The sequence below is a fragment of the Arthrobacter sp. SX1312 genome (assembly GCF_002929295.1).
Classification (GTDB): domain Bacteria; phylum Actinomycetota; class Actinomycetes; order Actinomycetales; family Micrococcaceae; genus Arthrobacter_D.
On sequence record NZ_PJIM01000002.1, the window covers coordinates 845,229 to 869,371 of the forward strand.

At 69.3% G+C, this 24,143-nt stretch carries 25 protein-coding genes and 1 riboswitch; of the genes, 13 read left to right on the forward strand and 12 right to left on the reverse strand.

The genetic code is table 11. From position 1 onward, the window contains the following. Positions 1-9 precede the first annotated feature (9 nt). The gene (locus tag CXQ92_RS11465) at positions 10-837 is read right to left on the reverse strand and encodes an aldo/keto reductase (protein ID WP_104167849.1); all 828 of its coding nucleotides are present in this window, start codon (positions 835-837) and stop codon (positions 10-12) included. A gap of 133 nt (positions 838-970) precedes the next feature. Next, positions 971-1,195 carry a hypothetical protein gene (locus tag CXQ92_RS11470; RefSeq protein WP_104167850.1) on the reverse strand — a complete coding sequence of 75 codons (225 nt, stop codon included), beginning with the start codon at positions 1,193-1,195 and terminating at the stop codon, positions 971-973. 256 nt (positions 1,196-1,451) lie between these two features. On the opposite strand from CXQ92_RS11470, the gene CXQ92_RS11475 reads away from it, so the two are divergent. Continuing rightward, entirely contained in the window at positions 1,452-2,084 is a 633-nt protein-coding gene (locus CXQ92_RS11475; protein ID WP_146067456.1) for a GNAT family N-acetyltransferase, read from the forward strand. Positions 2,085-2,092: 8 nt separating this feature from the next. Here CXQ92_RS11475 and CXQ92_RS11480 read toward each other — a convergent pair whose 3' ends face one another. From CXQ92_RS11480 to CXQ92_RS11490, 3 genes are all read right to left on the reverse strand, one after another. Then, entirely contained in the window at positions 2,093-2,560 is a 468-nt protein-coding gene (locus CXQ92_RS11480; protein ID WP_104167852.1) for an SRPBCC family protein, read from the reverse strand. Positions 2,561-2,611: 51 nt separating this feature from the next. Then, positions 2,612-3,613 carry an NADP-dependent oxidoreductase gene (locus tag CXQ92_RS11485; protein WP_104167853.1) on the reverse strand — a complete coding sequence of 334 codons (1,002 nt, stop codon included), beginning with the start codon at positions 3,611-3,613 and terminating at the stop codon, positions 2,612-2,614. 64 nt (positions 3,614-3,677) lie between these two features. Continuing rightward, positions 3,678-4,415 (reverse strand): maleylpyruvate isomerase family mycothiol-dependent enzyme, encoded by a 738-nt coding sequence (locus tag CXQ92_RS11490; protein ID WP_104167854.1) that lies wholly within the window; start codon positions 4,413-4,415, stop codon positions 3,678-3,680. A gap of 62 nt (positions 4,416-4,477) precedes the next feature. On the opposite strand from CXQ92_RS11490, the gene CXQ92_RS11495 reads away from it, so the two are divergent. Then, a complete protein-coding gene (locus CXQ92_RS11495) occupies positions 4,478-5,020 on the forward strand; it encodes an acyl-CoA thioesterase (protein ID WP_104167855.1) in 543 nt (180 codons plus the stop codon). A 12-nt stretch (positions 5,021-5,032) separates the two neighbouring features. On the opposite strand, the gene CXQ92_RS11500 is transcribed toward CXQ92_RS11495, so the two are convergent. Next, a complete protein-coding gene (locus CXQ92_RS11500; RefSeq protein ID WP_104167856.1) occupies positions 5,033-6,361 on the reverse strand; it encodes an APC family permease in 1,329 nt (442 codons plus the stop codon). Positions 6,362-6,540: 179 nt separating this feature from the next. Here CXQ92_RS11500 and CXQ92_RS11505 point away from each other — a divergent pair, with 179 nt between their 5' ends. The 8 genes from CXQ92_RS11505 to CXQ92_RS11540 all read left to right on the forward strand — a co-directional run bounded on the left by CXQ92_RS11505 (position 6,541) and on the right by CXQ92_RS11540 (position 15,591). Next, entirely contained in the window at positions 6,541-7,929 is a 1,389-nt protein-coding gene (locus CXQ92_RS11505) for an OFA family MFS transporter (RefSeq protein ID WP_104167857.1), read from the forward strand. Positions 7,930-8,376: 447 nt separating this feature from the next. Further along, the gene (locus CXQ92_RS11510; RefSeq protein WP_258069875.1) at positions 8,377-9,723 is read left to right on the forward strand and encodes a BTAD domain-containing putative transcriptional regulator; all 1,347 of its coding nucleotides are present in this window, start codon (positions 8,377-8,379) and stop codon (positions 9,721-9,723) included. Positions 9,724-9,834: 111 nt separating this feature from the next. After that, positions 9,835-10,143, forward strand: coding sequence for a hypothetical protein (locus tag CXQ92_RS11515; protein WP_104167858.1), 309 nt, complete (start codon positions 9,835-9,837; stop codon positions 10,141-10,143). A gap of 62 nt (positions 10,144-10,205) precedes the next feature. After that, entirely contained in the window at positions 10,206-10,616 is a 411-nt protein-coding gene (locus CXQ92_RS18880; protein WP_146067457.1) for an ATP-binding protein, read from the forward strand. Positions 10,617-10,722: 106 nt separating this feature from the next. Further along, positions 10,723-11,721: an MBL fold metallo-hydrolase gene (locus tag CXQ92_RS11525; protein ID WP_104167860.1), complete on the forward strand. Its 999-nt coding sequence runs from the start codon at positions 10,723-10,725 to the stop codon at positions 11,719-11,721. 62 nt (positions 11,722-11,783) lie between these two features. Further along, positions 11,784-12,257: a MarR family winged helix-turn-helix transcriptional regulator gene (locus CXQ92_RS11530; protein ID WP_104167861.1), complete on the forward strand. Its 474-nt coding sequence runs from the start codon at positions 11,784-11,786 to the stop codon at positions 12,255-12,257. A 111-nt stretch (positions 12,258-12,368) separates the two neighbouring features. Continuing rightward, positions 12,369-14,555 (forward strand): 4-alpha-glucanotransferase, encoded by a 2,187-nt coding sequence (gene malQ / locus CXQ92_RS11535; RefSeq protein ID WP_104167862.1) that lies wholly within the window; start codon positions 12,369-12,371, stop codon positions 14,553-14,555. A gap of 55 nt (positions 14,556-14,610) precedes the next feature. Continuing rightward, positions 14,611-15,591: an NAD(P)/FAD-dependent oxidoreductase gene (locus CXQ92_RS11540; protein ID WP_104167863.1), complete on the forward strand. Its 981-nt coding sequence runs from the start codon at positions 14,611-14,613 to the stop codon at positions 15,589-15,591. Between the two features lie 69 nt (positions 15,592-15,660). Here CXQ92_RS11540 and CXQ92_RS11545 read toward each other — a convergent pair whose 3' ends face one another. Further along, entirely contained in the window at positions 15,661-16,020 is a 360-nt protein-coding gene (locus CXQ92_RS11545; protein WP_104167864.1) for a hypothetical protein, read from the reverse strand. A 180-nt stretch (positions 16,021-16,200) separates the two neighbouring features. Here CXQ92_RS11545 and CXQ92_RS11550 point away from each other — a divergent pair, with 180 nt between their 5' ends. Continuing rightward, positions 16,201-17,007: a DNA-formamidopyrimidine glycosylase family protein gene (locus CXQ92_RS11550; protein ID WP_104167865.1), complete on the forward strand. Its 807-nt coding sequence runs from the start codon at positions 16,201-16,203 to the stop codon at positions 17,005-17,007. 36 nt (positions 17,008-17,043) lie between these two features. Here CXQ92_RS11550 and CXQ92_RS11555 read toward each other — a convergent pair whose 3' ends face one another. Continuing rightward, a complete protein-coding gene (locus CXQ92_RS11555; RefSeq protein ID WP_258069876.1) occupies positions 17,044-18,291 on the reverse strand; it encodes a glycoside hydrolase family 26 protein in 1,248 nt (415 codons plus the stop codon). Positions 18,292-18,308: 17 nt separating this feature from the next. After that, positions 18,309-18,383, reverse strand: a riboswitch (cyclic di-GMP riboswitch). A 255-nt stretch (positions 18,384-18,638) separates the two neighbouring features. Between CXQ92_RS11555 and CXQ92_RS11560 the strand changes: the two genes are divergently transcribed. After that, positions 18,639-19,310: a peroxiredoxin-like family protein gene (locus CXQ92_RS11560; protein WP_104167866.1), complete on the forward strand. Its 672-nt coding sequence runs from the start codon at positions 18,639-18,641 to the stop codon at positions 19,308-19,310. Between the two features lie 27 nt (positions 19,311-19,337). Here the strand turns inward: CXQ92_RS11560 and CXQ92_RS11565 are convergent, their stop codons facing one another. Next, the gene (locus CXQ92_RS11565) at positions 19,338-19,598 is read right to left on the reverse strand and encodes a hypothetical protein (protein WP_181033637.1); all 261 of its coding nucleotides are present in this window, start codon (positions 19,596-19,598) and stop codon (positions 19,338-19,340) included. Positions 19,599-19,674: 76 nt separating this feature from the next. After that, positions 19,675-21,345: a GAF domain-containing protein gene (locus CXQ92_RS11570; protein WP_181033638.1), complete on the reverse strand. Its 1,671-nt coding sequence runs from the start codon at positions 21,343-21,345 to the stop codon at positions 19,675-19,677. A 372-nt stretch (positions 21,346-21,717) separates the two neighbouring features. Here CXQ92_RS11570 and CXQ92_RS11575 point away from each other — a divergent pair, with 372 nt between their 5' ends. Then, positions 21,718-22,473, forward strand: coding sequence for a GAF and ANTAR domain-containing protein (locus CXQ92_RS11575; RefSeq protein ID WP_258069877.1), 756 nt, complete (start codon positions 21,718-21,720; stop codon positions 22,471-22,473). Between the two features lie 64 nt (positions 22,474-22,537). Here the strand turns inward: CXQ92_RS11575 and CXQ92_RS11580 are convergent, their stop codons facing one another. Both CXQ92_RS11580 and sigK read right to left on the reverse strand, forming a co-directional pair. Then, positions 22,538-23,293, reverse strand: a complete 756-nt coding sequence (locus tag CXQ92_RS11580) for a GAF and ANTAR domain-containing protein (RefSeq protein WP_104167868.1) — start codon at positions 23,291-23,293, stop codon at positions 22,538-22,540. Positions 23,294-23,469: 176 nt separating this feature from the next. After that, positions 23,470-24,009 carry an ECF RNA polymerase sigma factor SigK gene (sigK, locus tag CXQ92_RS11585; protein WP_258069878.1) on the reverse strand — a complete coding sequence of 180 codons (540 nt, stop codon included), beginning with the start codon at positions 24,007-24,009 and terminating at the stop codon, positions 23,470-23,472. Between the last annotated feature and the right edge of the window lie 134 nt (positions 24,010-24,143).

Genomic DNA, 24,143 nt, shown 5'->3' on the forward strand with positions numbered 1-24,143 from the left:
GGCACCGGCTCAATGGCCGAACTCGTCCGAGTCGACGATGTCGGCCCGGCTGGAGTCGAGCAGGTAGATCGCGGCCAGCTCCGCCCCGGAGAGCTCGAAGTCGAAGATGTCGAGATTCCGGGCGAGGCGCTCCGGGTTGGAGGACTTCGGGATGGCGACCATCCCCTGCTGCACGTGCCAGCGCAGCACCACCTGCGCGGGTGTCCGGTCGTGGGCCTCGGCGATCGCGACGACGGCGGGTTCGTCGAGCAGCCCGCTGCCCTTGCCCAGTGGGCTCCAGGCCTGGGTCACGATGCCGTGCTCGTTGTGGAACGCCCGTTCCACGATGCGCGGCCGTTGGGGATCGAGCTGGATCTGGTTCACGTCGGGGACGATCCCGGCGTCGATGACCTGCTGCAGGTGCGCCGGCTTGTAGTTCGAGGTGCCCACCGCGCCCACGAGGCCCTCCTCCATCAGCGCGGCGATGCCCTCGACCGCTTCGACGTGGCGCCCCTGGTCGGGATTGGGCCAGTGGACCAGGAGCAGGTCGATGTACTCAAGGCCCAGCAGGCCGGCGCTGGTCTCGAAGGCACGCCGGACGCCCTCCCGACCGTGGTGTTCACGGTTGAACTTGGTGGTGACGAACAGTTCCTCCCGCGGGACGCCGGAGCGGCGGATCCCCTCACCGACGCCCCGCTCGTTACGGTAGTTCTCCGCCGTGTCGATCAACCGGTAGCCTGTCTCCAGGGCCAGGGCCACGGTGTCCGCGGCTTCGGTGTCGTCCAGCGGCCACGTGCCCAGGCCGAGGAGGGGGAGGTGGGCGCCGCTGCGGAGCTGGACGGTGGGGGCGAGTGCCATGGTGGGAGTCCTGGTCGAGAGGTGACGGGTCAGCACCAGCCTGTCCCGCGCCGAACCTCCCGTCAAACGGCATGTCCCGTGGAAGGCCGCTAGATGGTGACGCACGCGCGCGGACCTCCGCGATGGAAGCGGCTCAGGCGATTCGGCTGTAGGACGCCCGGGGCCGGCGATGCGGCGCGCCGCGCGCGAGCAGGTCGTCGATGAGTTCGTTCACGGCCCGGGCGATGCAGTCGCGTTCCTCGCGGGGCAGCGGGGCGAGGCCGTGCAGGTAGGCGTCCATCTCGAACTCGTCGAAGAATCCACCCGAATTGAGGTAGTGCAGATACACCTCATGGACGGTCAGTGACGATTCCGCCATGGCCGTACATGCTGTCTGGGACTGCACGGCGGCTCCTCGGGTCCAGTGGCATCCGGACGGGGACTGCCGCTCTTCCTGACACGATAGTCCGGGTAGCGCCCCTCATCCCTCAAGATTCACTCAAGCCATAGCGGCCCTGCCCGTCAGGCGGAGAAGGTATGCGAGGAATGCCTTGATTTCGCATCGGGCCCCGGCGCGGTATAGTTCTGTACAGGGCCTAGCAGCGGGCCATTGAACCACCATCGTGGAGCTGACCATGGAATCTTCTTCGTTCGCCGATTACCGTACCCAAAGTGCGCCCGCCGCCGATCTCCAGCCGTTCGGGTTGGCCACGGCCCCCGGAGCCTCCCAGGGCCCCGCGTCCCGTGCGGAGGACGCAGGCTTTCCTGCCGACCTGTCCACCGTGTCGAACCGGCAGCTGAGGGTCCTCTGCAACCAGACCTACCGGGTGCTCGATCGCGACTTCCCCCCGATGGAAGCCGTTCACCACTACGAGTTGCTGGTGGAGGAGATCGAACGCCGTGAGGTGCAGGCCGAGACGCGCAGCGAACCCACGAAGGCGCGCGGCGGCTTCCGTGACAATTCCCTGTTCTCGCGCTTCGAGCTCTTCAGCGACGGCACCATGGTGGGCCACGTCAAGTACGAGATGAAGGGTCCGTACGCCGTGCTCATCCAGGCGGTCGTCGACCCGCAGTTCGACGCAGTCGACGTCGAACCCGCGCTGATCCGGCGGGTACTCCTCAACGCACACCAGCGGCGCATCGCGGTCGTGCCCTACTGCCCGCGGGTGCGGGAGTTCCTCCGGGAGTTCCCCCAGTACCGCGCCCTCCTGCCCGTGGACCAGCGCAAGCGGCTCGAAGCGGCGCTGCTCGTCTCCTCGGACGCCTGAGTCCCCGCTCAGGCGGACGTCGGGCCGGCTGCGGGGTCGGCCGTCAGGAAGCGGTTGCGCACCTCGATGAGGTAGCGCAGGTAGGGCCGGAGGAGGATCCGTTCCGCCACGGCGCCGGCAGGACCGAGTGGCGCGGTGAAGCGTATCCGGTCCACCATCGTCGTGAGGCCGTCGGCTTCCGAGAACTCGTGGACGTGCCGGAAGTCGCGGAACGGGCCGGTGCGCTGTTCATCCACGAACTGGTGCGGTGCGTCCAGCTCCGTGATGACGCTCGTCATCCTGATGGGGATACCGAAGTGCCAGGCCCGCCATGTCACGTGCTCGCCGAGGCCGATGAGCCCGCTCGTCACCCCGGCGACCGCCCGCTCCCGTGAGAAGCGCATCGATGTCGCATGGGCATCGATGCTGCGCGAGCGGTCGAACAGCTCGGCCTGGCCCACCGTGGTGGTTGTCGTGCACGTGAACGCTGCGGTCATGACGCCAGTATCCCAGCCTGCCCGGTGGCGCCGGCGATGCCCCGCAGCCGCTCAGGTGCGGACGAGCATCTTGCCGGTGTTGGCACCGTTCATCATGTCCAGGAAGGCGCCGACGGCGTTCTGGATGCCGTCCACCACGGTCTCGTCGAACACGATGCTGCCGTCGGCGAGCCAGCCCGTCATCAGCTCCGCGAATTCGGCCTGCAGATCCTGGTGCCGGCCGACGATGAAGCCCTCCAGCGTGAGGGAGCGCGTGACCAGATTCGCCATGTTGTCGGGGCCCGGGGTGCGTTCGGTGTTGTTGTACTGCGAGATCGCACCGCACAGGGCCGCGCGGCCTCCGGTGTTGAGGCGGTCGATCGCTGCCTCGAGATGGTCCCCACCCACATTGTCGAAGTAGACGTCGATGCCACCCGGTGTGAGATCGCGGAGCTGACGGCGCACGGGGGAGTCCTTGTAGTTGAACGCCTCGTCGTAGCCGTACTTCTCCTTGAGGAGGGCCACCTTCTCCGCCGAACCGGCCGAGCCGATCACCCGCGAGGCGCCCAGCTTCCGGGCGATCTGGCCGGCGATGGAGCCGACGGCGCCCGCCGCGCCGGAGATGAAGACGACGTCGCCCTCCTTCAGCCCGGCGACCCGCTTGAGTCCCGCGTAGGCGGTGAGGCCGGTCATGCCGGCGGCACCGAGGAAGACGGACAGCGGCAGCGCCGTGTCCGGCAGGGGCGAGAAGTGGGAGGCCGGGCCCTGCGCCACGTCGCGCCATCCATGGCCGTGCAGGACCGCCGTGCCGACCGGCATCGCCTCGGACGTCGATTCCACCACCCGGCCCACCGCTCCACCGGTCATGGTCTCGTCGAGTCCGAAGGGCGCGACGTAGGACTTGGAGTCGTTCATCCGGCCGCGCATGTAGGGGTCGACCGACACGTATTCGTTCCGGACGCGCACTTCATCGAGGCCGAGCTCGGGCAGGTCCACCGTCACGAGCGCGAAGTCCTCCGGGGTCGGCGCGCCGACCGGACGTCGGACGAGCTGGATCTGGGTACTGGCGGTCATTGCTGCTCCTGGGGTCGGTTGCTTCCTGCACCTGCCAACCCACGATCCGGAGGATCTATTCCGTTTAGAGTGCCCCGGCCAGGCGGTCCCGGAGTTCACAGAGGGCGTCCGAGGGCGGGAAGGGCTGCGGCGCACGGCCCCAGAGCCACAGGAGCAATGCCTCCGGGTCCGTCCGGGCGGTCGGCTGTCCGTTCGCCGGTGCGTCCCGCGTGACCTCGACCCGCCCGGGGGCCAGGCACACGTCCCAGGAGTGCCCGCCCGCCTCGAGGCGGACCACCGCTGCGGACGCCGTGAGGTCCGGCTGGCTGCGGACGAGCATCACGGTCAGCACTTCGTCGATGCCGTCCAGGGTGAGGTCCGGGTCCATCGGCGTGGGCCCGTCTCCTGCCGTGTCCTCGAGGTCCACCCGGTGGATCGCGGTCTCGTGCGTGAGCCGCCGGATCCAGAATCCGACGGTCTGGTCCCACGGGACGAACGTCTCCGCCGGATCCTCCGGCCGGTGCCGATCCAACTGGTCAGTGAGGCTGCTGAAGGAGTGGGCGAGCAGGGCCTGCGGCGGGAAGCTGCCGATGCTCACGGGAGGCCAGCCATGGCTCGGCCGCTCGCCCGTCCGGATGGTCTCCGCCTTGTGGAGGAACACGATCGCGGTGTGCCGCGCGAGGTCCTCGCCCGTCCAGCCCGGACACGCGGGCACGGGCAGGTCCAGGGTGGCGGGGACGAGGTCGGCGAGGATCCGGTACTCCCGGTCCAGCAACTCCCGGTAGCGGTCGAACGGAAGGGCGTGCGGGGAGGCCTGGTCCATCTCCCGAGTGTAGGCGGGTGTGTCCGACCGGGGTTATGTTACCGGCGAGTAATATCTTGTCCATGCACCTGATCTTCCGCACGATGCTGCAGCTCTTCCGGTCCGGCAGACGGTCGCACCTCAGTATCTGGGGCTCCAGCAGCGTCACCCTCCGGGTCCTCCTCACGGACATCGACATCGCGATGCACATGAACAACGGGATGTACTTCTCGGTGTTCGACCTCGGCCGCTTCGACCTGATGGTCCGCAGCGGGGTGTGGCGCCTGATGCGCCGTCGCGGGTGGAGCCCGGTTGCGGCCGGGGAGACCATCAGTTTCCGCAAGTCGCTCCAGCTCGGCCAACGCTATGCCGTCGAGACGCGCATCATCGGGCTGGACGAACGCGCCGTCTACTTCGAGCAGCGTGCCGTGGCCGACGGCGAGATCTACGCACGGGCCTTCATCGCGACGAGGCTCGTCTCGTCGTCGGGCCCTGTCAGCAACGAGGAGATCATCGCGGCCTTCGGGGCGCCGCCGGAGGACCTGGTGCTTCCCGACTGGATCCACGAGTGGCGCCTCAACAACGGGCTGCCCAGCACCCGGAGGCCCGCACCCCACACCTGGTAGGCGGGGGACCAGTTACTGGTCGACAGCCCTCCGTGCCCGGCTGCGGACCAGTCGCTGCACGCCGTACAGGGCGAGGCCGACGGCGAGCAGGATACCCGTGCGGAACCAGATCTCGGCCGTCTGCTGGGTGAGCAGCAGGATGCAGGACGCGATGGCGAGGTAGGGGAAGACCGCCGGGATGCGGAAGTGCTTGTGCTCCACCGCGTCCTTCCGCAGGACGAGCACGGCGATGTTGGTGCTGAGGAAGACGAAGAGCAGAAGCAGGACGACGGTCTGGGAGAGGGACTCGAGCCCGCCCGTCAGTGTCAGCGCCATGGCGACCAGGGTGGTGGCGACGATGGCCACCCACGGGGTGCGGCGGCGGTGCAGCACGCGGTCGAAGACCGACGGGAAGAGCCCCTGCTCGGCCATCCCGAACGTCAGCCTGCTCGACATGATCATGGTCAGCAGTGCGCCGTTGGCGACCGCGATGAGCGCCACGAGGCTGAAGAGCCAGCCGGGGATGCCCGCGCCGGTGGCCGTCACGACGTCGAGCAGCGGCGAGCTCGATCCCGCGAGCTGGTCGGGGGCGAGGGCGGCGGAGGAGGCCAGCCCGATCAGGAGGTAGACGACGCCGGCCGTGAGGAGTGCGCCGAAGAGGGCCCGGGGGTAGACACGGCTGACGTCGTGGACTTCCTCGGCGACGTTCGCGGAGACCTCGAAGCCCACGAAGGAGTAGTAGGCGATGAGCGACGCCGCGAGGACGGCCGATGCCGGACCCACACCGGGTGGGAATTCGTTGACACGCGAGAGGTCACCGTTGCCGGCAGCCACGAAGATCCCGACGACGACGATCACGAGGACGAGGCCCGAGACCTCGATGACGGTCATGACCACGTTGCTGCGCACCGATTCCTTGATGCCGCGCATGTTCAGCAGACCCAGGAGCACGAGGAAGACGAGCGCGGCCGGAGTCGCGGGTACGTCGATGAAGGTGGTGAGGTAACCGCCGGCGAACGCCTGGGCGAGTCCGGCGGCGCTGGTCACGCCCGCAGCGAGCATGCAGAACCCGACGAGGAACGAGATGAACGGCTTCCTGAAGGCGCGCTCGGCGAAGACGGCGGCTCCACCGGCCTTCGGGTACTTGGTGACCAGTTCGGCATAGGAGCCCGCCGTCAGGAGGGCGAGCGCCAGTGCGACCATGAGCGGCATCCAGATGGCACCACCCACCTCTTCCGAGATGACCCCGACCAGGGCGTAGACACCGGCTCCGAGGACGTCACCGAGGATGAAGAGGTACAGGAGCGGGCCGGTGATGCCGCGTTTCAGTCTGGTGTCGGGGTTCTGTTCGGTGATGGTCATGAGCGTCAGTGTAAACGAAACTACTAAGCTGGCTGGGTATTGTCCGAATCACAGAACCGCTCGACGCGCCACAACTACCGTCGAACGCGGGTTGCACCCCGGCCGCTGTGATGCACAGCATAATTGCTTTCGATAACAAGGGCCGGGGGAGGCCACTCCAGCTGACAGAGAGGCCATCGATGAGTTGGCTCGACCGCGACCACACCATCGCCAAACCCGGATTCAACCGCTGGTTGATCCCGCCCGCCGCGCTGGCCGTCCACCTGTGCATCGGCCAGGCGTACGCGACCAGTGTCTACAAGACCGCGCTGACGGCGCATTTCGACGCCACGCTGACGCAGATCGGCATCATCTTCTCGATCGCGATCGTGATGCTCGGCCTGTCGGCGGCGCTCCTCGGGACCTGGGTGGACCGCAACGGGCCGCGCAAGGCCATGTTCACCTCGGCCGTCCTGTGGACCTCCGGCTTCCTGGTGGGAGCACTCGGCATCTTCACGAACCAGTTGTGGCTCGTCTATGTCGGGTACGGGTTCATCGGCGGCATCGGGCTGGGCATCGGGTACATCTCTCCCGTGTCCACGCTGATCAAGTGGTTCCCCGACCGCCCGGGCCTCGCCACGGGTATGGCGATCATGGGCTTCGGCGGCGGCGCGCTCATCGCGAGCCCCCTGTCCACGCAGCTGCTCCGCATGTACGACCCGAACTCGGGTGCCGAGGGCTGGGTGGCCAGCGGCGACGCCGTCGGGAAGCTGTTCCTGACCCTCGCCGTCATCTACTTCGTCTACATGATGTTCGGCGCCTTCACCATCAAGGTGCCGGCCGAGGGTTGGAGGCCGGACGGCTTCGATCCCTCCCAGCTGAAGTCCAAGCCCCTCATCACCTCTGACAACGTCTCGGCGGCGAACGCCATCAAGACCCCCCAGTTCTGGCTCGTGTGGGTCGTCCTGTTCTGCAACGTCACGGCGGGTATCGGCATCCTGGAGCAGGCCTCCCCGATGATCCAGGACTTCTTCCGCGGCGCGGACGGAACGACGGCGGTCTCCGTCGCCGTCGCCGGTGGCTTCGTGGGCCTGCTGTCCATCGGCAACATGGGCGGTCGGTTCGGTTGGTCGACCCTGTCGGACCTCATCGGCCGCAAGCGCATCTACATGATCTACCTCGGCGTGGGCGCGGTGCTGTACCTGATCCTCGCCCTGGCCGGTTCCTCCACGACCCTCCTGTTCGTGGCGCTCGCCTTCGTGATCATCTCCTTCTACGGCGGCGGTTTCGCGACCGTGCCTGCCTACCTGCGGGACCTGTTCGGCACCTACCAGGTCGGGGCCATCCACGGCCGCCTGCTCACCGCGTGGTCCGCCGCAGGCATCGCCGGGCCCCTGATCGTGAACTCCTTCCTCGATGCCCAGGGCACCCCGGGCGAACTCACCGCAGGCGCCTACCAGCCCGCCCTGCTCACCATGGTGGCCCTGCTGGTCGTGGGATTCATCGCCAACCTGCTCGTCAAGCCAGTGAACGCCCGCTTCCACGAACCCGTCCGGAATGCGCCACGAGAATTTGCAAAGGAGGCCTGACATGGCCGGAGCACGAATCGCCGCCGTCTGGGCCCTCGTCGGGGTCCCCCTGGTCTACGGGATCTTCCAGACCCTCACCCGCGCCGCAGCGCTCTTCGGCGGCTGATCGGGCAGGTCCACCTGTCGGAGAGGCCCGAGTTCCTGATGATCCGTCAGTAGCTCGGGCCTCCTGCTCGGGTTTTCCTTCCTGAAAGAGACCGTCGGCTCCATCCCGCGAACGCCCCCCTCTTCGGAGCTGCGCCACTCCACGATGATGTGGAACCGACACTGCCGATCCGCTAGAGCCTGCGAGTGGGTAGTTCACGTAGGCACTCCCTATGAGTAAGTAGCATCGGAGCCATTTGCTAAGTAGCTCCCTTTTCTCCTTGCGTAGGTACCTCTCTGGTGCCCCCTATCGATGCGTCCTTAGATGACAGGCACGGCACTCGATGAGTTGGGCAGGACTAGATGGTCACCTTGGATCTGGTAAAGAGGGCAGGCGCCTCCGGCGACCCTGTGGCGGAGTGCGGCGACATGGCGCGGATGAACATCTCTGTGCTGGGACCGCTCACCGTGCACCGGGGGGACACCGAACTCGGCGCCGGTGATCTCGGTGGACCCAAACCCCGTCAGGTGCTGGAGATCCTCCTCCTCAACTTCGGCTCGGCCGTGTCCAAGACCCGGATCATCGATCTGCTGTGGAACGACAAGCATCCCGCCGTGGCCCTGCCCACGCTCGAGAGCTACGTCAGCGTCCTGCGGCGCAGCCTCCAGCCGGGCGCCGGTAGGATCGGCCCGTTGCGCACGGTCACCGGCGGATACGTGGTGGACCGGTCGCTGGTCGACCTCGATCTGGCACGGTTCGAAGGTCTCACGCGGCGGGCCGAGGCTGCTGCGCCGCGTGCTGCACTGGCGTTGCTGAGCGAGGCGCTCGACCTGGCGTCTGCTCCGCTGTTCGGTGACGAGGTGTTGCCGGCCTGGGCTGACGAGGAGCGGACCCTCCACGCGGAGCGCGTACGCCTCGCCCGGGTCCTGGCCGCAGAAGCTGCGATCCTGTCGGGCGAGGTGGGCAGGGCCATCACATGGGGTGAGGTGGCGGTCCGGGAAGATCCCCTCAACGAGCGGGCGTGGACGGCCCTGATCCTGGGACTCGAGGGCAAGGGAGAGAGCACTGCGGCGCTGCGGGCCTTCGATCGCTGCCGCAGGGTCATGGACGAGGAGCTGGGGTGCGCTCCGAGTGCGCTGCTCAGGGAGGCACACGCCAGATTGCTGGCGACGACTGCTCCGCTCGTCGAGGTGAGGTTTCGAGACCTGACGACGCCGATGGTTCGGAATCGGCCCTTCGAATCGCCCGCACCCCCACAGGACAGGGAGCGGATGAGTGTTCTGATCGTCGATGACCACACCATGTTCTCGGACCTGCTGGCCGGGGCGTTGGACCGGGAACCGGATTTCAGGAGTGTCGGCGTGGGGACGACGGTGGTCGACGCGGTCGAGATGTTCAAGGCCGTGCGACCCGACGTCGTCGTCATGGATCTGTATCTCGCCGACGGATCAGGACTCAACGCCGCCGAGCAGATACTCTCGGAAGTGCCCGAGGCGCGGATCGTCATGCTGACGGGCCGCCCGTCCCAGGAAGCACTCCGTGAAGCAGCCCGCCTGGGAATCTGTGGTTTCCTCCCGAAGGACGGTGCTCTCGGGATCATGCTGGACACGCTGAGGCACGCGCACCCGGGGAACATGATCGTGCACCCATCGCTGGTGGCGAGGCTCGGCAGTACCGTCGGTCCCTCACCGGATCCCGTCAGGATCTGAGCAGAGGTATCCGCCGTGCACGGGCCACGACCAGGCAGAACGATCGACGTCGCTCCCCGGGAAGCCACGGAACGACGCGAAGTCCGGACAGCCGTCCTGCAATTCCTCGGGGTGGGTTCCCTTGTCCTCCTGCTGGTGGCAAGCCCTGTCGTGCTCTGGGTGCGGGCGGAGGCCGAGCGGCATGCCCTGATGAATGCGCGGGACATCACCCAACGGGTGGCCGACAACGTGGTCGGGCCGCTGATCACGGAGGAGCTCCTCGGCGGCGATGCCGCTACACTTCACTTGCTCGACCAGAGCGTCGCGCCCTGGTTGAACAGCGGCAACATGTCGAGGATCAAGGTGTGGGACGAGAACGGCCGCGTGGTCTACTCGGACGCGGGATCGCTCATCGGTCAGGAGTTCGACCCGGGGGGCTGAAGGCCGCTCTTCTGCGACTGGGGGCACTCCTCGTGGACCGCGGAATCTCCTTCGTCGTCGAGATGCCCGACGACATCGTCCTGGATCGGGACCGGGCCGTTCTGGTCCATCGAGTTGCGCGTGAGGCCCTGGTCAACGCGACCAAGCACTCCTCGGCGCAGTCGGTCGAGGTGAGAGTTCGGCAGTCCGGCATGCGGACGCGGATCACGGTGTCGGACGACGGCGTCGGTTTCGACACGACGGAGCCCCGGCCCGATGGCCATTTCGGGTTGAGGATCCTTGCGGACACTGTTCGGCAGGCCGGCGGTTCCCTCCACATCAGTTCCGCACCGGGGCATGGAACCTCGGTCGCGGCAACGTTCGGAGAGTCCACTCCTGCCATCCGACCGACCGCCAGGAGCGCCTCGGAACCCTTGGCTCCCGGGCAAGGGCGCGACCAAGGGGCGGAAGCGCCGGACCACCCGGGTCGATGACGCGATCGCTCCTTACCGATCCGTCTGGCGCAGTTCCCGAAGTGTTCCGGCTTCGCCCCCGTCGTGCACGCCTGGTCTACGGTGGAGGGGACCCTCGGGAGGACAGATGCACGCCACCAGCACGCAGCAGGTCGAAGCCCTCGCACGTGGAGAGCTCCCGCCGCTGGAGCAGGTGCGCGACGACGTCTGGTGCCTCGCGCAGCCCATGCCGGGTGGGCACCTCGCCTACTCCCTCACGTACCTGCTGCGGGGCGCGGACGCCGGTGTCCACGTCGTCGATCCCGGGTGGGACTCCGACGCGAACTGGGACCGGTTGACGGCGGCGCTCGCGGCGGTCGCGCCGGACGGAGCGGTCACCGGGATCACCGGGACGCACCTGCATCCCGACCACGTGGGCATGGCCGCGCGGCTGCGGCGGGCCTCGGGCGCACCCCTGGCGATGCACGGCGTGGAGCGTGCCGCCCTCGAGCGGCACCACACCCGTCTGCTCGATCCCGACGAGGTGACCGCGCGCCTCGACGGGTGGGATGTTCCGCGGGAACGCCGGGACGAGCTGGCCCGATTCGTGGACCGCTCGCCCGCGGGGCTCGGGCCGGCCGTGGACCGTACCCTGACCGACGGCGACGTCCTGCCCGTTCCCGGCTTCCGGACGGTGGTGATGGGCACGCCCGGCCACACGGGCGGCCACATCTGCCTGCGCGACGACGACCGCGGGCTCCTCTATACGGGCGACCACGTGCTGCCCACCGTGTTCGCCGGGGTGGGGCTCGGGGGCGCGACGCCGTCGAACCCCGTGGCCGATTACGTGGCGTCGATCGACAGCGTGCGCCGCTACGGACACTACGAGGCGCTCCCCGGGCACGGCCACCGGTTCACGGGGCTGGGCGAGCGGGCGGAGGAGAGCGCCGACCATCAGCTGAAGCGCGCACGGGAGGTGGAGGTGGTCCTCGAGACCCTGGGGGAGCCCACCGTCTGGGACCTCGCGTCGCGCCTGACCTGGACCGCGGGTTGGGAAGGGCTGCAGGGTTTCCAGCTGCTGTCCGCGCTCTCCCAGACGGAGATGCACCGGGACTTCGTCAGGGCGGGGACGAGGCCCGCGCCCTGAAATCTTCGGATTGTTCGCCGTAACCCCTCCCCGGCCGGGCCGCTCGTCTATACGCTTCGGGAATGGAGACAGCAACGGCGGCCGGTGACGTCGAATTCGATCACGCCATCGAGGTGCTCGAGGAACAGACCAGCGTGCTGTGGCGCAGGGAACGGACCACCTCGCACGCGCTGGCGAAGCACGTGCATCCGGACATGGAGCCGGCCGCCTACGGCATCCTGACGCTCCTGCAGCGGGAAGGGTCCCTCAGGGCGACGGACATCGCCCTGAGCATCGGAGTGGGCAAGCCCTCGGTGAGCCGGCAGCTCGCCGGGCTCGAGCGGCTGGGGCTCGTCAACCGCCAGCTGGACCCGCACGACGCCCGCTCCCAGCGCGTAGTCCTGACCCCGCTCGGGCAGCAGCAGCTCGCCGCCGCGCAGAGCGGCCGACGCACGGCCTTCACGGCCCTCATGCGCAGCTGGAAGCCGGAGGACGTGGAGGCGCTCGGCACGCTGATCGCCCGTCTCAACAGCACCTACACGAAGGACACCTGGTAGCCCCTCCCTGCACCGGCGGTGCGGGGAGGCGGGGGTCCCGGAGCCCGTCAAATGCGGGGCGTGCTGCGGGAACGGATGCACAGCCTGCTGATGGCCGCCTAGATTGGAGCCATGGCCGATACGACGCAGCACGACGACGCACGCCCGCGGAACCCGTCCCCCCTCGCCCGGCTCGCCGAGGCGCACCGGGTGGGCACCACCTTCAAGGGGTGGGACGGCGAGCCCGCGCAGGTGACCCCGGAGACGCTCGTGGCGGTCCTCGCGGCGCTCGGGGTGGATGCCTCCTCCGATACCGCCATCGCGCAGGCCCTCGCCGACACCGCGGCCGCTCCCTGGCGCTCAATCCTGCCCGCCGTCGTCGTCGTGCGCCAGAGCGACGCCGACCCCGTGCCCCTCCACGTGCCGGTCGGTGCGACGGTGGAGTTCTGGGCCGTGGACGAGGACGGCGTCCGCCACGAGGGGACCGTCGGTGCGGCCGGGCAGGCCCGGACCGTCGACGGCCAGGACCTCGAGCGGCGCGACGGCACGCTGCCGGACGCCGTCCCGCTCGGCTGGCACACGCTGCACGCCAGCGTGGACGGGCAGGAGAGTACCTGCGCCTTCGTCGTCACGCCGGACCGGCTGAGCACGACGGCGGCGCTCGCCGACCACCGCAGCTGGGGACTGATGGCCCAGCTGTACTCGGTCCGATCCACCGACTCCTGGGGCATCGGCGACCTCGCGGACCTCGGCCGGATCGCGCAGGCGGCCGCGCAGCACCAGGGCGACTTCGTGCTGGTGAACCCCCTGCACGCCGCCGAGCCGGTACCGCCGGTGGAACCCTCGCCCTACCTGCCGACCACGCGCCGGTACTTCCACCCCCTGTACCTGCGCATCGAGGACATTCCCGAATACGCGAGGCTCGACGCCCCCGCGCGGCAGCGCATCGAGGGCCTGGCCGCGGGCTTCTCCGCCGCGAATACGGCCACCGAACTGCTCGACCGGGACACCTCGTACGCCGCGAAGCTGGAGGCCCTCGAGCTGGTCTTCGCCGTCGAACGCCCCGCGCAGCGCCGGCAGGACTTCGAAGCCTACTGCGCCCGGCAGGGCCGGGGGCTGGCCGACTTCGCCCTGTGGTCGGCGCTCGCCGAGGCGTATCCGCCGGACGCCCCGGAATGGCAGACCGTCGGACGCCCCGACTCGCCCGGAGCCCGCGCGTTCGCCGAGCGCCATGCGGCGCGGATCGAGTTCCACGCGTGGCTGCAGTGGCTGCTCGACGAGCAGTTGCAGGAAGCCCAGCTGGAGGCGACCGACGCCGGCATGTCCATCGGCGTGGTGCATGACCTCGCCGTCGGCGTCCACCCCAGCGGGGCGGATGCGTGGGCGCTGCAGGACGTGCTCGCCCCCGGGATCAGCGTCGGCGCACCACCGGATATGTTCAACCAGCTCGGCCAGGACTGGAGCCAGCCGCCGTGGCACCCCGAGCGCCTGGCCGCCTCCGGCTACACGGCGTTCCGCGACATGCTCCGCAACATCCTGCGGCATGCCGGCGGTATCCGGGTGGACCACATCCTCGGCCTGTTCCGGCTGTGGTGGATCCCGCAGGGCGAGGCGCCCGGCGCGGGAGCCTACGTGTACTACGACCATCGGGCGCTGATCGGCATCCTCGCCCTCGAGGCGGAACGGGCCGGTGCGATCGTGGTCGGGGAGGATCTCGGGGTCTTCGAACCAGGCGTCCAGGAGTACCTGGCCGAGCGCGGCATCCTCGGCACCTCGATCCTGTGGTTCGAGCAGGACGCCGACGGTCCCCTTCCCCCCGAGGCCTACCGCCAGGGCTGCCTGACGACGGTGACCGTGCACGACCTCCCTCCGAGCGCAGGGTACCTGGCGGGCGAGCACGTGGCGCTGCGCGAACGGCTCGGCCTGCTCAGCCGGCCCGTCGCGGAGGAGCAGGCCGAGGACCGCGCCGTCCAGGAGAAGTTCCTGGACCTCCTCCGGGAGCGGCATCTCCTCGCGGACGGCCCCGTCGGGGTCCCGGAGACCGTCGAGGCCCTGCACGCCTTCATCGCGCAGACGCCGTCCATCCTGCTGGGCGTGGCACTCGCCGACGCCGTCGGGGAACGGCGCACGCAGAACCAGCCGGGCACCAGCGACGAGTACCCCAACTGGCGGATTCCCCTCGCCGACGCCGATGGCAGGGCCGTCCTCGTCGAGGACCTCGCCGCGAACGGTCGCTTCTCGTCCCTCGTGGCGTCGCTGGGGCTACCCGTCGACGGCGGAGCGCGCGGAGCCGGCGGACACCCCGGGCCCGCCGACTGAGCGCAAGCGGAAACTCCGGGGACGGCGGAGCCGCGCGGCGTGGTCGGATGGAGGAATGGACAGACTCGGAACATATGACGTCGTCGTCGTCGGTGGCGGGATCGCGGGCCTGAGCGCAGCCCTCGTGCTCGGGCGCGCGCGGCGGCGCGTCCTCGTGATCGACGCCGGGACGCCCCGCAATGCCCCGGCCGGCGCCACCTACGGCTTTACCACCCGCGACGGCGCCACACCGGAGCACCTCGTGGCCCTCGGGCGGGCGGAACTGGAACCCTACGGGGTGCACGTCGTGGACGACGTCGTGGACGGCGCGGAGGAGCAGGGGGGCTTCTGGAGCGTGCGTACCGCGGCGGGCGGGACGGCGCGGGGACGGCACCTCGTCCTCGCCTCGGGTCTCCGGGACGTCCTCCCGGAGGTCCCGGGCGCCCGGGAGGCGTGGGGCAGCGGGCTGCTGCAGTGCCCGTACTGCCACGGCTGGGAGGTCGCGGACCAGGCCCTCGGCGTGATCGGTTCCACCGACGCGTCACTCGCGCAGGCGCTCCTGCTGCGGCCGTGGTCGGCGGACGTGACCTACTTCCCGCACCTCCTCGGCTCCGTGCCGGAGGAGGACGCACGCCGCCTGCGGACGAGGGGCGTGCGGGTCGTCGAAGGTCCGGTCCGGGAGTTCGTCCTGGGCGGGGTGCCCGGCGGCGGTACCCCGCAGGCGCTCGTCGCCGTCCGGGTCGACGACGGGTCCGCCGACGGGGAGCGGGTGCCGTGCGTCGCGGTGTTCTGCGAGCCGGGGGCGGACGCGGGCTCGCCGCTCGTGGCCTCGCTGGGATGCGAAGTGCGCGACGACGGGTGCATCGTCACCGACCACCTCGGCCGGGCGTCCCGCGACCGGGTCTGGGTGGTCGGCAACGCAGCCGACCCCGCAGCCCACCTCATCACCGCGGCCGGAGATGCCTACCGGACGGCGGTGGCCCTCAACGCCGTCCTCGTCAAGGAGGACTGTGAGGACCTCCTCGACGTCGAGGAGGCGGTCAGCGAGGGCGTCTGACTGCTCCCGCAGGGGGCGGGGGAGAGGCGGGCCCCGACGTCGTGTCGTGGCCCGCCTCCGGGAAGAGCGCTACTTCCCGAGATCCTTCCCGAGGTCAGGACGGGTCTCGCTGTCCTGGGCCTGGAACGGGGTGTCCTCGACGTCGCGGGGGTTCCCCCCGCTCGGTCCGGTGGTTCCGGAGGTGCCACCCTGCGCCCTGTCGCCCTTGCTGGAGCCGCCCTTCTTGAGGACGCCTTTCAGGGAGTCCTGCAGCTCGGGGGCCTTGCTCTTGAGCGTGCCGGTGGTCGAGGCGACGGTCTCCTGGACCTTCGGGCTCTCCCACAGAGCCTGCGCCTTCGTCTTGAGCTGCTCGTAGCTCCCCCGGCCGGCCCGCGTCCCGAGGACGTAGCCGACCGCCGTGCCTGCGGCGAAAACAAGCTTGTTCTTCATGGTGTTCTCCCTTCGATGGACTGCGATCCTCTCGAATCTAGACCACCTGGTCGGCCGGGGCGAGAGGAGTTTCCAGAGGCAACATGCTGTAGGGGAGTGCCGCGGTGCAGGCCCTGCCGCGCGAGGAAGTGTCGGTGCCGGGCGCTAGGTTGGCCGGAAGCACCAGGACAGGGAGGCTCCGTGCCCGAGGGGGACAGCGTGTTCCGGCTCGCCGTCCGCCTGCGGCGATCCCTCGACGGGCGCGCGCTCAGCCGCGGCGACCTGCGCGTTCCCGCGCATGCCGCCACGCCGCTCGACGGGATGCGGATCGCGGAGCACGTGACCCACGGCAAGCACCTGCTGACGCGGTTCGACGGCGGGCTGACCCTGCACACGCACCTGCTGATGCAGGGGTCCTGGACGGTCACGGCCCCCGGGAGGGCGCTGCCGCGGAGACTCCTGCCGGATGCTCGGGTGATCCTCGCGGTGCGTGACGGGCCCACGGCGTACGGGCTGGATCTGCCCGTCGTCGACCTCCTGGCCACGCGGGCGGAGGGCGACGCCGTGGGTCACCTCGGTCCGGACCCGCTGCGGGAGGACTGGTCCGCGGACGAGGCGGTGCGCAGGCTGCGCCGCGGCCCGGAAGAGCGCGTGGCGGCCGCCCTGCTCGATCAGCGGAACATCGCCGGGTTCGGAAATCTGTGGGCCAACGAGCTCTGCTTCCTGCGGGGTGTCCACCCCGACACAGCAGTGGCCGACGTGGACGTGCCGGCACTGGTGGCCCTCGGCGCCCGGTGCCTGCGGTTCTCCGCGATGCAGCCGGGTGCGCACCAGGTCACCACGGGGAACACCCGACGGGGCGAGAAGCACTGGGTGGCCGGTCGCGCCGGCAGGCCGTGCCTCCGCTGCGGCACCGCCGTGCACGTCAGGGCGGAGGTCCCGGATGATCCTGGCCGTCGTCGGACCTGGTGGTGTCCGCGCTGCCAGCCGCCGCCGTCGGGGCACTGACGCCGGCGTCCGGGCTCATCCCGTGCCGGGCGTCGGTCAGCGTCGCGCGGCGAGTGCCGTGGCGAAGGCGTCGGTCGATGCGGCGGAGCTGTCGATGCGCCAGTCGGCCTCCTTGACGATGTGGAACCAGACGAGCGCGACGACGTCCTGCTGCGCGGAGACGTACCTGAACAGGTCGGAGATCCACCGGGGTTTGGACCCGCCGATCTCGGACGAGGCCGTCTCGGCGATCATGATCGGCGTGCCCGGGGCGATCTGCCGGAGCTGTGCGATGCCGTCCCCGAACAGCGCCTCGGGTTCCTGCCAGGAGCTCCACGCCTGCGACGTGCCCCAGTTGTAGCCGTCGAGCGCCACCACGTCGACGTAGTCTCCACCCGGGTACAGCCGATCCATGGGCGTGGACCCCCAGTAGGGGACATTGGGGTTCCAGACCCAGCTGATGTTGGTCGCGCCGGTGGAGGCGACGACGTCGTGTACGTGCCGGTACGCCGCGATGTAGTCGGCCTCGGTGTTGCCGTTGACGCCGGCGGCCCACGGGTACCAGTCCCCGTTCATCTCGTGCGCGAACCGCAGATACACGGGCTGCCCCCAGTGCCCCAGGGCCGTGCCCCACTCGCGGAGGTAGGCGTCGAACTCGCCGGCCGCGATGCGGTCGAGGGAGTAGGCGGGCTGGTCGGTGCCGCCACCCCAGGTCCACGGCTCCCAGGTCAGCAGCGTCTCGGCGCCGCGGGCGCGCACCGCGTCCAGCTCGGCGATGGGCGCGGGCTGGTTGAAGTCCTTGTAGGACAGCACGAGGGAAGGGGCCTCGCCCGCGAGTGTCGCGACCTCGTCGAGCTCGCCGCCGGCCGCGGGCCCGCCATTGGTGCCGACGCCGAAGCGGATGCCCTTCGGGGCGCCCGGGGCGGGCGCAGGCTCGAGAAGCGTGTATCGGACGCTCGCCGTGCTGGTACCGACCGTCGCCGTGATGTCCACCGGGCCGGTCCCCGTCGGCACGATCGAGACGGTGAAGGCGCCCGTCGGCGACGTGGTCAGAGCCGCACCCACGGCCCCTGCCACGACGGTTCCCCTGCTCTTCTTCGGAAAGCCCGCGCCAGTCACCGTGACGGCGGCGCCGGGTACTCCGGAGGTGGTGCTGACCGTGACCCTGGGCGTGCCCGTGGCCGCGGCCTGGGCGGACACCGGCGGCACCCCGAGCATGAGGACGGACAGCACCGCGGCGACCACGACGAGGCGCGCGGCGGTCGTCAGGACTGCAGCTGCTGCGAGACGGGGAACGGGAAGCATGATCGGCACCTCACGGGTTCGGTGGCCCGGCTGACCGCGAGGGTCCCGTGGCTTTGCGTCCCCGGCTCGCGCCGGGTTTGCCCTTGTCGCCGAGCGGCTGCCCGGGCGTCGTGGGTCCCCGCGATGCAGCGGGACCCGCACCCCATTGTCCCGTCGCATCTGCCCGCAGCCGCCGGAATCCGCTGAGCGGTGGCCAAGGATTCCGTCAGGTCTTCCGCAGCGCGCATCCCCGGTGGGCCCCGGCCGCCGCCCGAATATGGCCGTCGTCTTGGGAAATCGTGTGGCCTGGCCCACAATTGGTAGTGCGACGGGCTCGAGGCTCCCGTCGTGGTGTGCGGAGGGAGAAGATGAAGCAACGACAGAAATTCACCGACACGATCGCGGCGCAGGTGGACGGGTTCAGGCCGACCTTCGAGGCGCAGGTGGGCCCGGCGCTCGCGGAGGTCTTCATGATGGAGCAGGAGGAACTCCGCCGCGCAGGGCTGCCGCAGGGGATCGCCCGCGTGGGCGACAAGCTTCCCGAGGCGATCCTGTACGACGACGGAGGGCATCCGGTGCCCCTGCGCGAGGTCCTCGGGGCCGCAGCCGCGATCATCGTGTTCTACCGGGGCGAGTGGTGCCCCTACTGCAGCATCACCCTGCAGACCTACCAGCGGGAACTGAGCCCCCTCGCCGAGACCTTCGGGACGCGGCTCATCGCCGTCAGCCCCCAGCACCCGGAGATCACGCGGAAGATGGCACACGAGAGGGGGCTGTACGTATCGCTCTACTCGGACGCAGGGAACACCCTCGCCTCGCAGCTCGGGATCGTCACGTCACCCAGCCCCGAGTCGACGCTGGCGCGCATAGCCCTCGGGATCGACGTCGCCGGATCCAACCTGGACCGGTCGCTGACGATCCCGTTTCCCACGGTGATCGTCGCCGACGCGACGGGCACCATCCGGTTCATCGATGTTCACGTGGACTACACGAACCGCACGGAGACCAGCGACATCATCGATGCCCTCGTGGCGCTCTGACGGTAGTCGCGCCCACCGGAGGCGGGCTCAGGCTTCCTTCGCCTCGTTGTCGGCGTCCTCGTTGTCGGCGGATACGAAGGTGCCGCGTGCCAGCTGACGGCGATCAAGCTCTTCCCGGAGCTCGTGGTGCTGCCCTTCGGTCTCCGCGTCCACGCCCCCGTCACGGATGTACTGCACATCCCTCGAGCGGTGGTTCCTGCTGTTCAGGATGTCAAGGTCATCCCGATCGATCGATGTCAGATCCTCCGGGAAGAGCTTCGCCGGGTCCAACCTGCTGTTATCACTCACGAAGTGCCTCATTCACATGCAACAAACCCAAGAGCCCCGCTTCTAGAGGCGAGACCGACATTACCGCAATCGCCTCCTACCTCCCGGATTCCTGGTCCCCACCGTCCTCGGTGCCCAGGGGCACGATGAGCAGGATGTGCGTTCCATGGCCGAGGGGGCTCGAGATCGAGAGGGTGCCCTCGCAGAGTCCGGTCCGGCGCCGCATCTCCGTCAGTCCGGGACACGAGGGCGGTTCTGCGAACCCGGAGCCGTCATCGATGATCTCCATCTCGAGGCGATCCGGAAGGGCCTGCAGCGTGATCGTGACGGAGTGTGCTGCGGCGTGCCGGAGGGCGTTGGACAGGCCTTCCGTGAGGACCCCGTGGACATGTTCGGCCAGTTCGGGGTCGACAGCGGCGTCGAGGGGGCCTGAGAGGTGCAGGACGGGTTGGAGGGCGCGGCTCCTGGCCGCTGCCGCCACGAGGGCGAAGACGCCGGCGCTGAAGGTCGAGGTGGCCCGCGGGACGGATCGCAGTGAGTAGATGGTGTCCCGCAGTTCCCTGATCGTGGCATCCAGCTCGGCGGTCACGACGCTGATGCGTTCGAGCGCCCTGCGATCCGTGAGCTGTTTGCTGAGGACCTGCATGCTCAGGCCTGTCGCGAACAGTCGCTGGATGACCAGGTCGTGGAGGTCGCGTGCGATCCTGTCCCGGTCGCCGAACACCGCGTCCTGTTCCCGTTCCCGCTGGGCCCGCAGCAGTTCCAGGGCCAACGACACATGGGACGCGAACGTCCGGACCATCTCGTGGTCGACGTCGGTGAACGGGACCTCCGCCCGGCGGACGAAGAGGATGTAGTGCCGCTCTCCCGACCCGGCGAGTCGTACGCACACCGCCGTCGTCGGGGCAGGGAGGGAGGACCCGTGCAGGAGGCGGGCGGTATCCGCCGGTGCCAGCAGCAACGGGGACGACATCGCGGTCAGATCGTCCAGCAGCGCCGGATAGTCCCAGGATTCCCCGCTGAAGGAGCCTGCGTCCCGGCCTTCCGCCGCTACGCAGAGGAGCGCTCGTCGATCACCGTGCTCGCGGAGAACGAGTGTGAGGTCGCTGTGCGATGCCCGCAGGGCGTGGTGCGCGACCGATTCGGGATGGCTCCGGACCGGGTCGGTCTGTTCGAGGATCTCGCGGACCGCGCCGAGCCCGCCCTCGAGCCATCGTGTCCTGCGCGTCGAGTCGTCGAACAGGCGGGAGTTCGCGATCGCGATGGCGGCCGCCGCGGCGAGAGCGACGAGGAGCTTCTCATCGGTGCTGGTGAATCCTCCGTCTCCGTCCTTCCCGGTGAGGTACAGAGTCCCGAAGACCCTGTCGTGGATCCGAATGGGGACTCCGAGGAACGAGCTCATCTCCGGATGCCGGGCAGGGAAGCCTGCCACGCGCTCGTGCGGGCGCAGGTCGTGCAGGCGCAGGGGACGCGGACCGGGGCCCGATGCGCCTGGGGCCCCGTCTCCCCGGAGGTGCGACGAGGCCGTCCCGTTCTCGTCGGTCTCCAGCACGACCGTGACGAAAGCGCTGAGCAGCCGATCCGGACCGACCACTCCCAACGCTCCGTGCCGCGCGCCGACGAGTTTGCAGGCCGCCGACACCACCCGCTCCAGGACGGTGTTCAGGTCGATGTCCTCGGCCATCGCACCGAATGCTCCCACCAGGGCGCTGATGCCGGCCGACCTCCCGGAGCTCGGTCCTGCCTCAGGCGCCGGCGTGTCCTTCATCCTCCCAGCATGCATCACTGCACGGTTCCGCCTCGTCACTTCCTGCCGCAGGTCGAGGACTTGCGGCATGAGCCGCGCATGACCAGGAGTGCAGGGCGCTGGGCCCTGCACTCCTGTCGCCCCCGGTGCCGTTTGCTCGACCCGGGGACTCCTTCCAGTCAAGAGCGGATTCCGTGTCGAAGCAACCGCTGATCGCACGGCCGACACTCAGGAAACAGTGCGCCGGTCGCGAGCTGTCCAACGGGGAAGCCGGTCGACGATCGTGTATCCGGCAGCGGCACACCGCGACAAGCATTGCAAAACGACGAGCATTACAGTGGAGGGCAGCACCGCCCGTACCGATCGCGGTCCCACTGCTAGGAGGTGTATGTGATGAGCGAGGAGCTCAAGATGAACAGGGGTATGCCGTCGTCGCATTACGGCGGTAGTGAGCGGACACGCGATCTCGCCACGGAGCTGGCCGAGCTCGCCCGGTCGCTGCAGCAGGAACCCGACTCGGACGCGATCGTCGCCGGCTTCGTCCACGCGGCCGTCGACCTGATCCCCGGGGTCGACGAAGGCTCCGTCAGTGTCGTCATCGGGCGGAAGAACATCGGATCCCGTGGCGCGTCCGGCAGCCTGCCCGAGCGCATCGATGCGCTGCAGATGGAGACCGGGGAGGGGCCGTGCCTGGAAGCGGCGTACGAGCGCCGGACCGTGCGGGTGGCCGACATGGCGCACGAGGAGCGGTGGCCGCTGTTCGCGCAGCGGGCCGCCGAGGCCGGCGCCAAGGGGATGCTCTCGATCCAGCTGTGGGTCGAAGGCGACGACCTGGGGGCGCTGAACCTCTACTCGTACGAGGCCGACGCGTTCACGGACGAGTCGGAGAACATCGGCCTGCTGGTCGCCTCCCACGCGTCGGTGGCGTTCGCCGAGGCCGAGAAGGCCCGGCAACTCCACGAGGCGGTGAACTCCAGGGATGTGATCGGCCAGGCCAAGGGCATCCTCATGGAACGCCACAAGATCACCGGTGAGCAGGCGTTCATCGTGCTGTCCATGGCCAGCCAGCGCACCCACCTGAAACTCTGGAACGTCGCCGATCACCTCATCAGCAGCGGCGAACTTCCCCGTTCGAAGACCGCTCGCTAGCGCATCGGGGCTGTCTCCGGTTCACGGCGGCGGATCCTCCGGGGCGTGCGACGCGTGGTCGTCGTCAGTGGTTGAAGTGCGTGGTCAGCGGTTCTGCCTGGCCCACGGAGGCGAGGATGCCGGCGGCGAGGTCCGATACCTTCACGTTGCGCGTGGAGGATGCCTGTCGGAGGATCGCGAACGCTTCCTTCTGGGTGCACCTGTTCTGGGCCATGATCGCGCCGACGGCCGTGTCGATCGTGGTGCGGGTCGTCATGGCGGCCTTGAGGTGCTGCGTGTCCTCGCTGAGCTTCGCGATCCGCACGGCCAGGCGGAGGGAGCGTGAGGCATCGCGGGCGAGGCCTTCGGCCACCGTGATGCCTGTGGCGTCGAAGGCGTCCGGGGTCGTGGAGTAGAAGTCCAGGCCGGCACTGGCTCCGTCATCGAGACGGATGGGAATGCCGAGGGCAGAGCGCAGGCCGTGGGCCGCAATGGCCTGGCGGTATTCGGGGAAGCGTTCCTCGGTGAGGAAGTCCCGGATATGCACGGTCTCACCCGTGCGGGCGGCCCGGAGGCAGGGGCCGTCGTCGAACCCGTACTGCACCTCATCGACCTCACGGGCTTTGTCGCTGCTGCTGGCGACCGTGATCATCGAGCGTGGCCGCAGGAGCGTCACCCCGCAGAACACCTCACCGTAGGCGCTGCTGAACGCTTCGGAGGCTATGGTCGCGAGGCCGGTGAGGAATTCCTGGACGTCGTCGCTCTCGAGCACCATGTCCTGCAGGAGCGCGGTGACCGGGTCGCGGTCGATCTCGCGAGCGAGTTCCTTTTCGTCGGGCATGCGGCTGGCTCCTTGAACGAGGGGATGTCAGGTCGACGATCCAAGCCGCAGCGGTCGGAACCGGGCCGGGTCGTCGCGGCGGTCGGGGTTCACCGCTCGCTTCGGACCACGTGGATGGAGATGTGGAGCGCTTTCCTCCGAAGAAGTATAGGACCTGGGAGCCCGGAGTCGATCATTCAGTCCGCCGCCTGGAGGCAGGTCCTGAGCCGTCCGATGCCATCCCGGATCCGGGTCTTGGCGGTCGGGACGGGGATGCCGAGGTGGTCGGCGACCTCGACGTAGGTCAGGCCGGCGTAGTAGGCGAGGTTGATCGCCTCCCGCTGCGCCGCGGACAGGGAGGCAAGGCAGGCCCGGACCGCAGCGGCCTCGGACTGCCGGACGGCAGCATCTGCGACCTGGTCGTAGTCGACGTCCTGGTTCTTGATCCCCCACTTCAGGTCCCGGGTCCGGTGGGATTCCTCGGACCGGACCTTGTCGACCGCGCGGCGGTGCGCGACGGTCAGGATCCAGGACATCCCGGTACCGAGGCCGGGATCGAATCGCGCCGCGGTGCCCTGCCAGAGGGCGAGGAAGACGTCCTGCGTCGTCTCGGCGCTCATCTCGGCATCGACGAGCACTTTCCGGGCAAGCCCGTAGACGCGGGCGGAGGTCTGCCGGTACAGGTCTTCGAAGGCCTGCGCGTCGCCCTGCCCCACCCGAAGGAGCAGCGACTCCACCCCGCTCCCCGGCAGGCCCGGACCAGCGACAGCAGGAGGGGAGGACCGGGGAGAAAGCCGGACAGGAGCCGGGATCCGGGTAATTTGCATGTGCGTGAGACCTTCTTCTGACCGTCGGCTTGATCCAGGCGACG

What these genes read in the sequence shown, in the direction of transcription:
- CXQ92_RS11465 (WP_104167849.1), bottom strand. Translation starts at nt 837, where the DNA reads ATGGCACTCGCCCCCACCGTCCAGCTCCGCAGCGGCGCCCACCTCCCC.
- CXQ92_RS11470 (WP_104167850.1), bottom strand. Translation starts at nt 1,195, where the DNA reads ATGGCGGAATCGTCACTGACCGTCCATGAGGTGTATCTGCACTACCTC.
- CXQ92_RS11475 (WP_146067456.1), top strand. Translation starts at nt 1,452, where the DNA reads ATGGAATCTTCTTCGTTCGCCGATTACCGTACCCAAAGTGCGCCCGCC.
- CXQ92_RS11480 (WP_104167852.1), bottom strand. Translation starts at nt 2,560, where the DNA reads ATGACCGCAGCGTTCACGTGCACGACAACCACCACGGTGGGCCAGGCC.
- CXQ92_RS11485 (WP_104167853.1), bottom strand. Translation starts at nt 3,613, where the DNA reads ATGACCGCCAGTACCCAGATCCAGCTCGTCCGACGTCCGGTCGGCGCG.
- CXQ92_RS11490 (WP_104167854.1), bottom strand. Translation starts at nt 4,415, where the DNA reads ATGGACCAGGCCTCCCCGCACGCCCTTCCGTTCGACCGCTACCGGGAG.
- CXQ92_RS11495 (WP_104167855.1), top strand. Translation starts at nt 4,478, where the DNA reads ATGCACCTGATCTTCCGCACGATGCTGCAGCTCTTCCGGTCCGGCAGA.
- CXQ92_RS11500 (WP_104167856.1), bottom strand. Translation starts at nt 6,361, where the DNA reads ATGACCATCACCGAACAGAACCCCGACACCAGACTGAAACGCGGCATC.
- CXQ92_RS11505 (WP_104167857.1), top strand. Translation starts at nt 6,541, where the DNA reads ATGAGTTGGCTCGACCGCGACCACACCATCGCCAAACCCGGATTCAAC.
- CXQ92_RS11510 (WP_258069875.1), top strand. Translation starts at nt 8,377, where the DNA reads ATGGTCACCTTGGATCTGGTAAAGAGGGCAGGCGCCTCCGGCGACCCT.
- CXQ92_RS18880 (WP_146067457.1), top strand. Translation starts at nt 10,206, where the DNA reads ATGCCCGACGACATCGTCCTGGATCGGGACCGGGCCGTTCTGGTCCAT.
- CXQ92_RS11525 (WP_104167860.1), top strand. Translation starts at nt 10,723, where the DNA reads ATGCACGCCACCAGCACGCAGCAGGTCGAAGCCCTCGCACGTGGAGAG.
- CXQ92_RS11530 (WP_104167861.1), top strand. Translation starts at nt 11,784, where the DNA reads ATGGAGACAGCAACGGCGGCCGGTGACGTCGAATTCGATCACGCCATC.
- malQ (WP_104167862.1), top strand. Translation starts at nt 12,369, where the DNA reads ATGGCCGATACGACGCAGCACGACGACGCACGCCCGCGGAACCCGTCC.
- CXQ92_RS11540 (WP_104167863.1), top strand. Translation starts at nt 14,611, where the DNA reads ATGGACAGACTCGGAACATATGACGTCGTCGTCGTCGGTGGCGGGATC.
- CXQ92_RS11545 (WP_104167864.1), bottom strand. Translation starts at nt 16,020, where the DNA reads ATGAAGAACAAGCTTGTTTTCGCCGCAGGCACGGCGGTCGGCTACGTC.
- CXQ92_RS11555 (WP_258069876.1), bottom strand. Translation starts at nt 18,291, where the DNA reads ATGCTTCCCGTTCCCCGTCTCGCAGCAGCTGCAGTCCTGACGACCGCC.
- CXQ92_RS11560 (WP_104167866.1), top strand. Translation starts at nt 18,639, where the DNA reads ATGAAGCAACGACAGAAATTCACCGACACGATCGCGGCGCAGGTGGAC.
- CXQ92_RS11570 (WP_181033638.1), bottom strand. Translation starts at nt 21,345, where the DNA reads ATGAAGGACACGCCGGCGCCTGAGGCAGGACCGAGCTCCGGGAGGTCG.
- CXQ92_RS11575 (WP_258069877.1), top strand. Translation starts at nt 21,718, where the DNA reads ATGAGCGAGGAGCTCAAGATGAACAGGGGTATGCCGTCGTCGCATTAC.
- CXQ92_RS11580 (WP_104167868.1), bottom strand. Translation starts at nt 23,293, where the DNA reads ATGCCCGACGAAAAGGAACTCGCTCGCGAGATCGACCGCGACCCGGTC.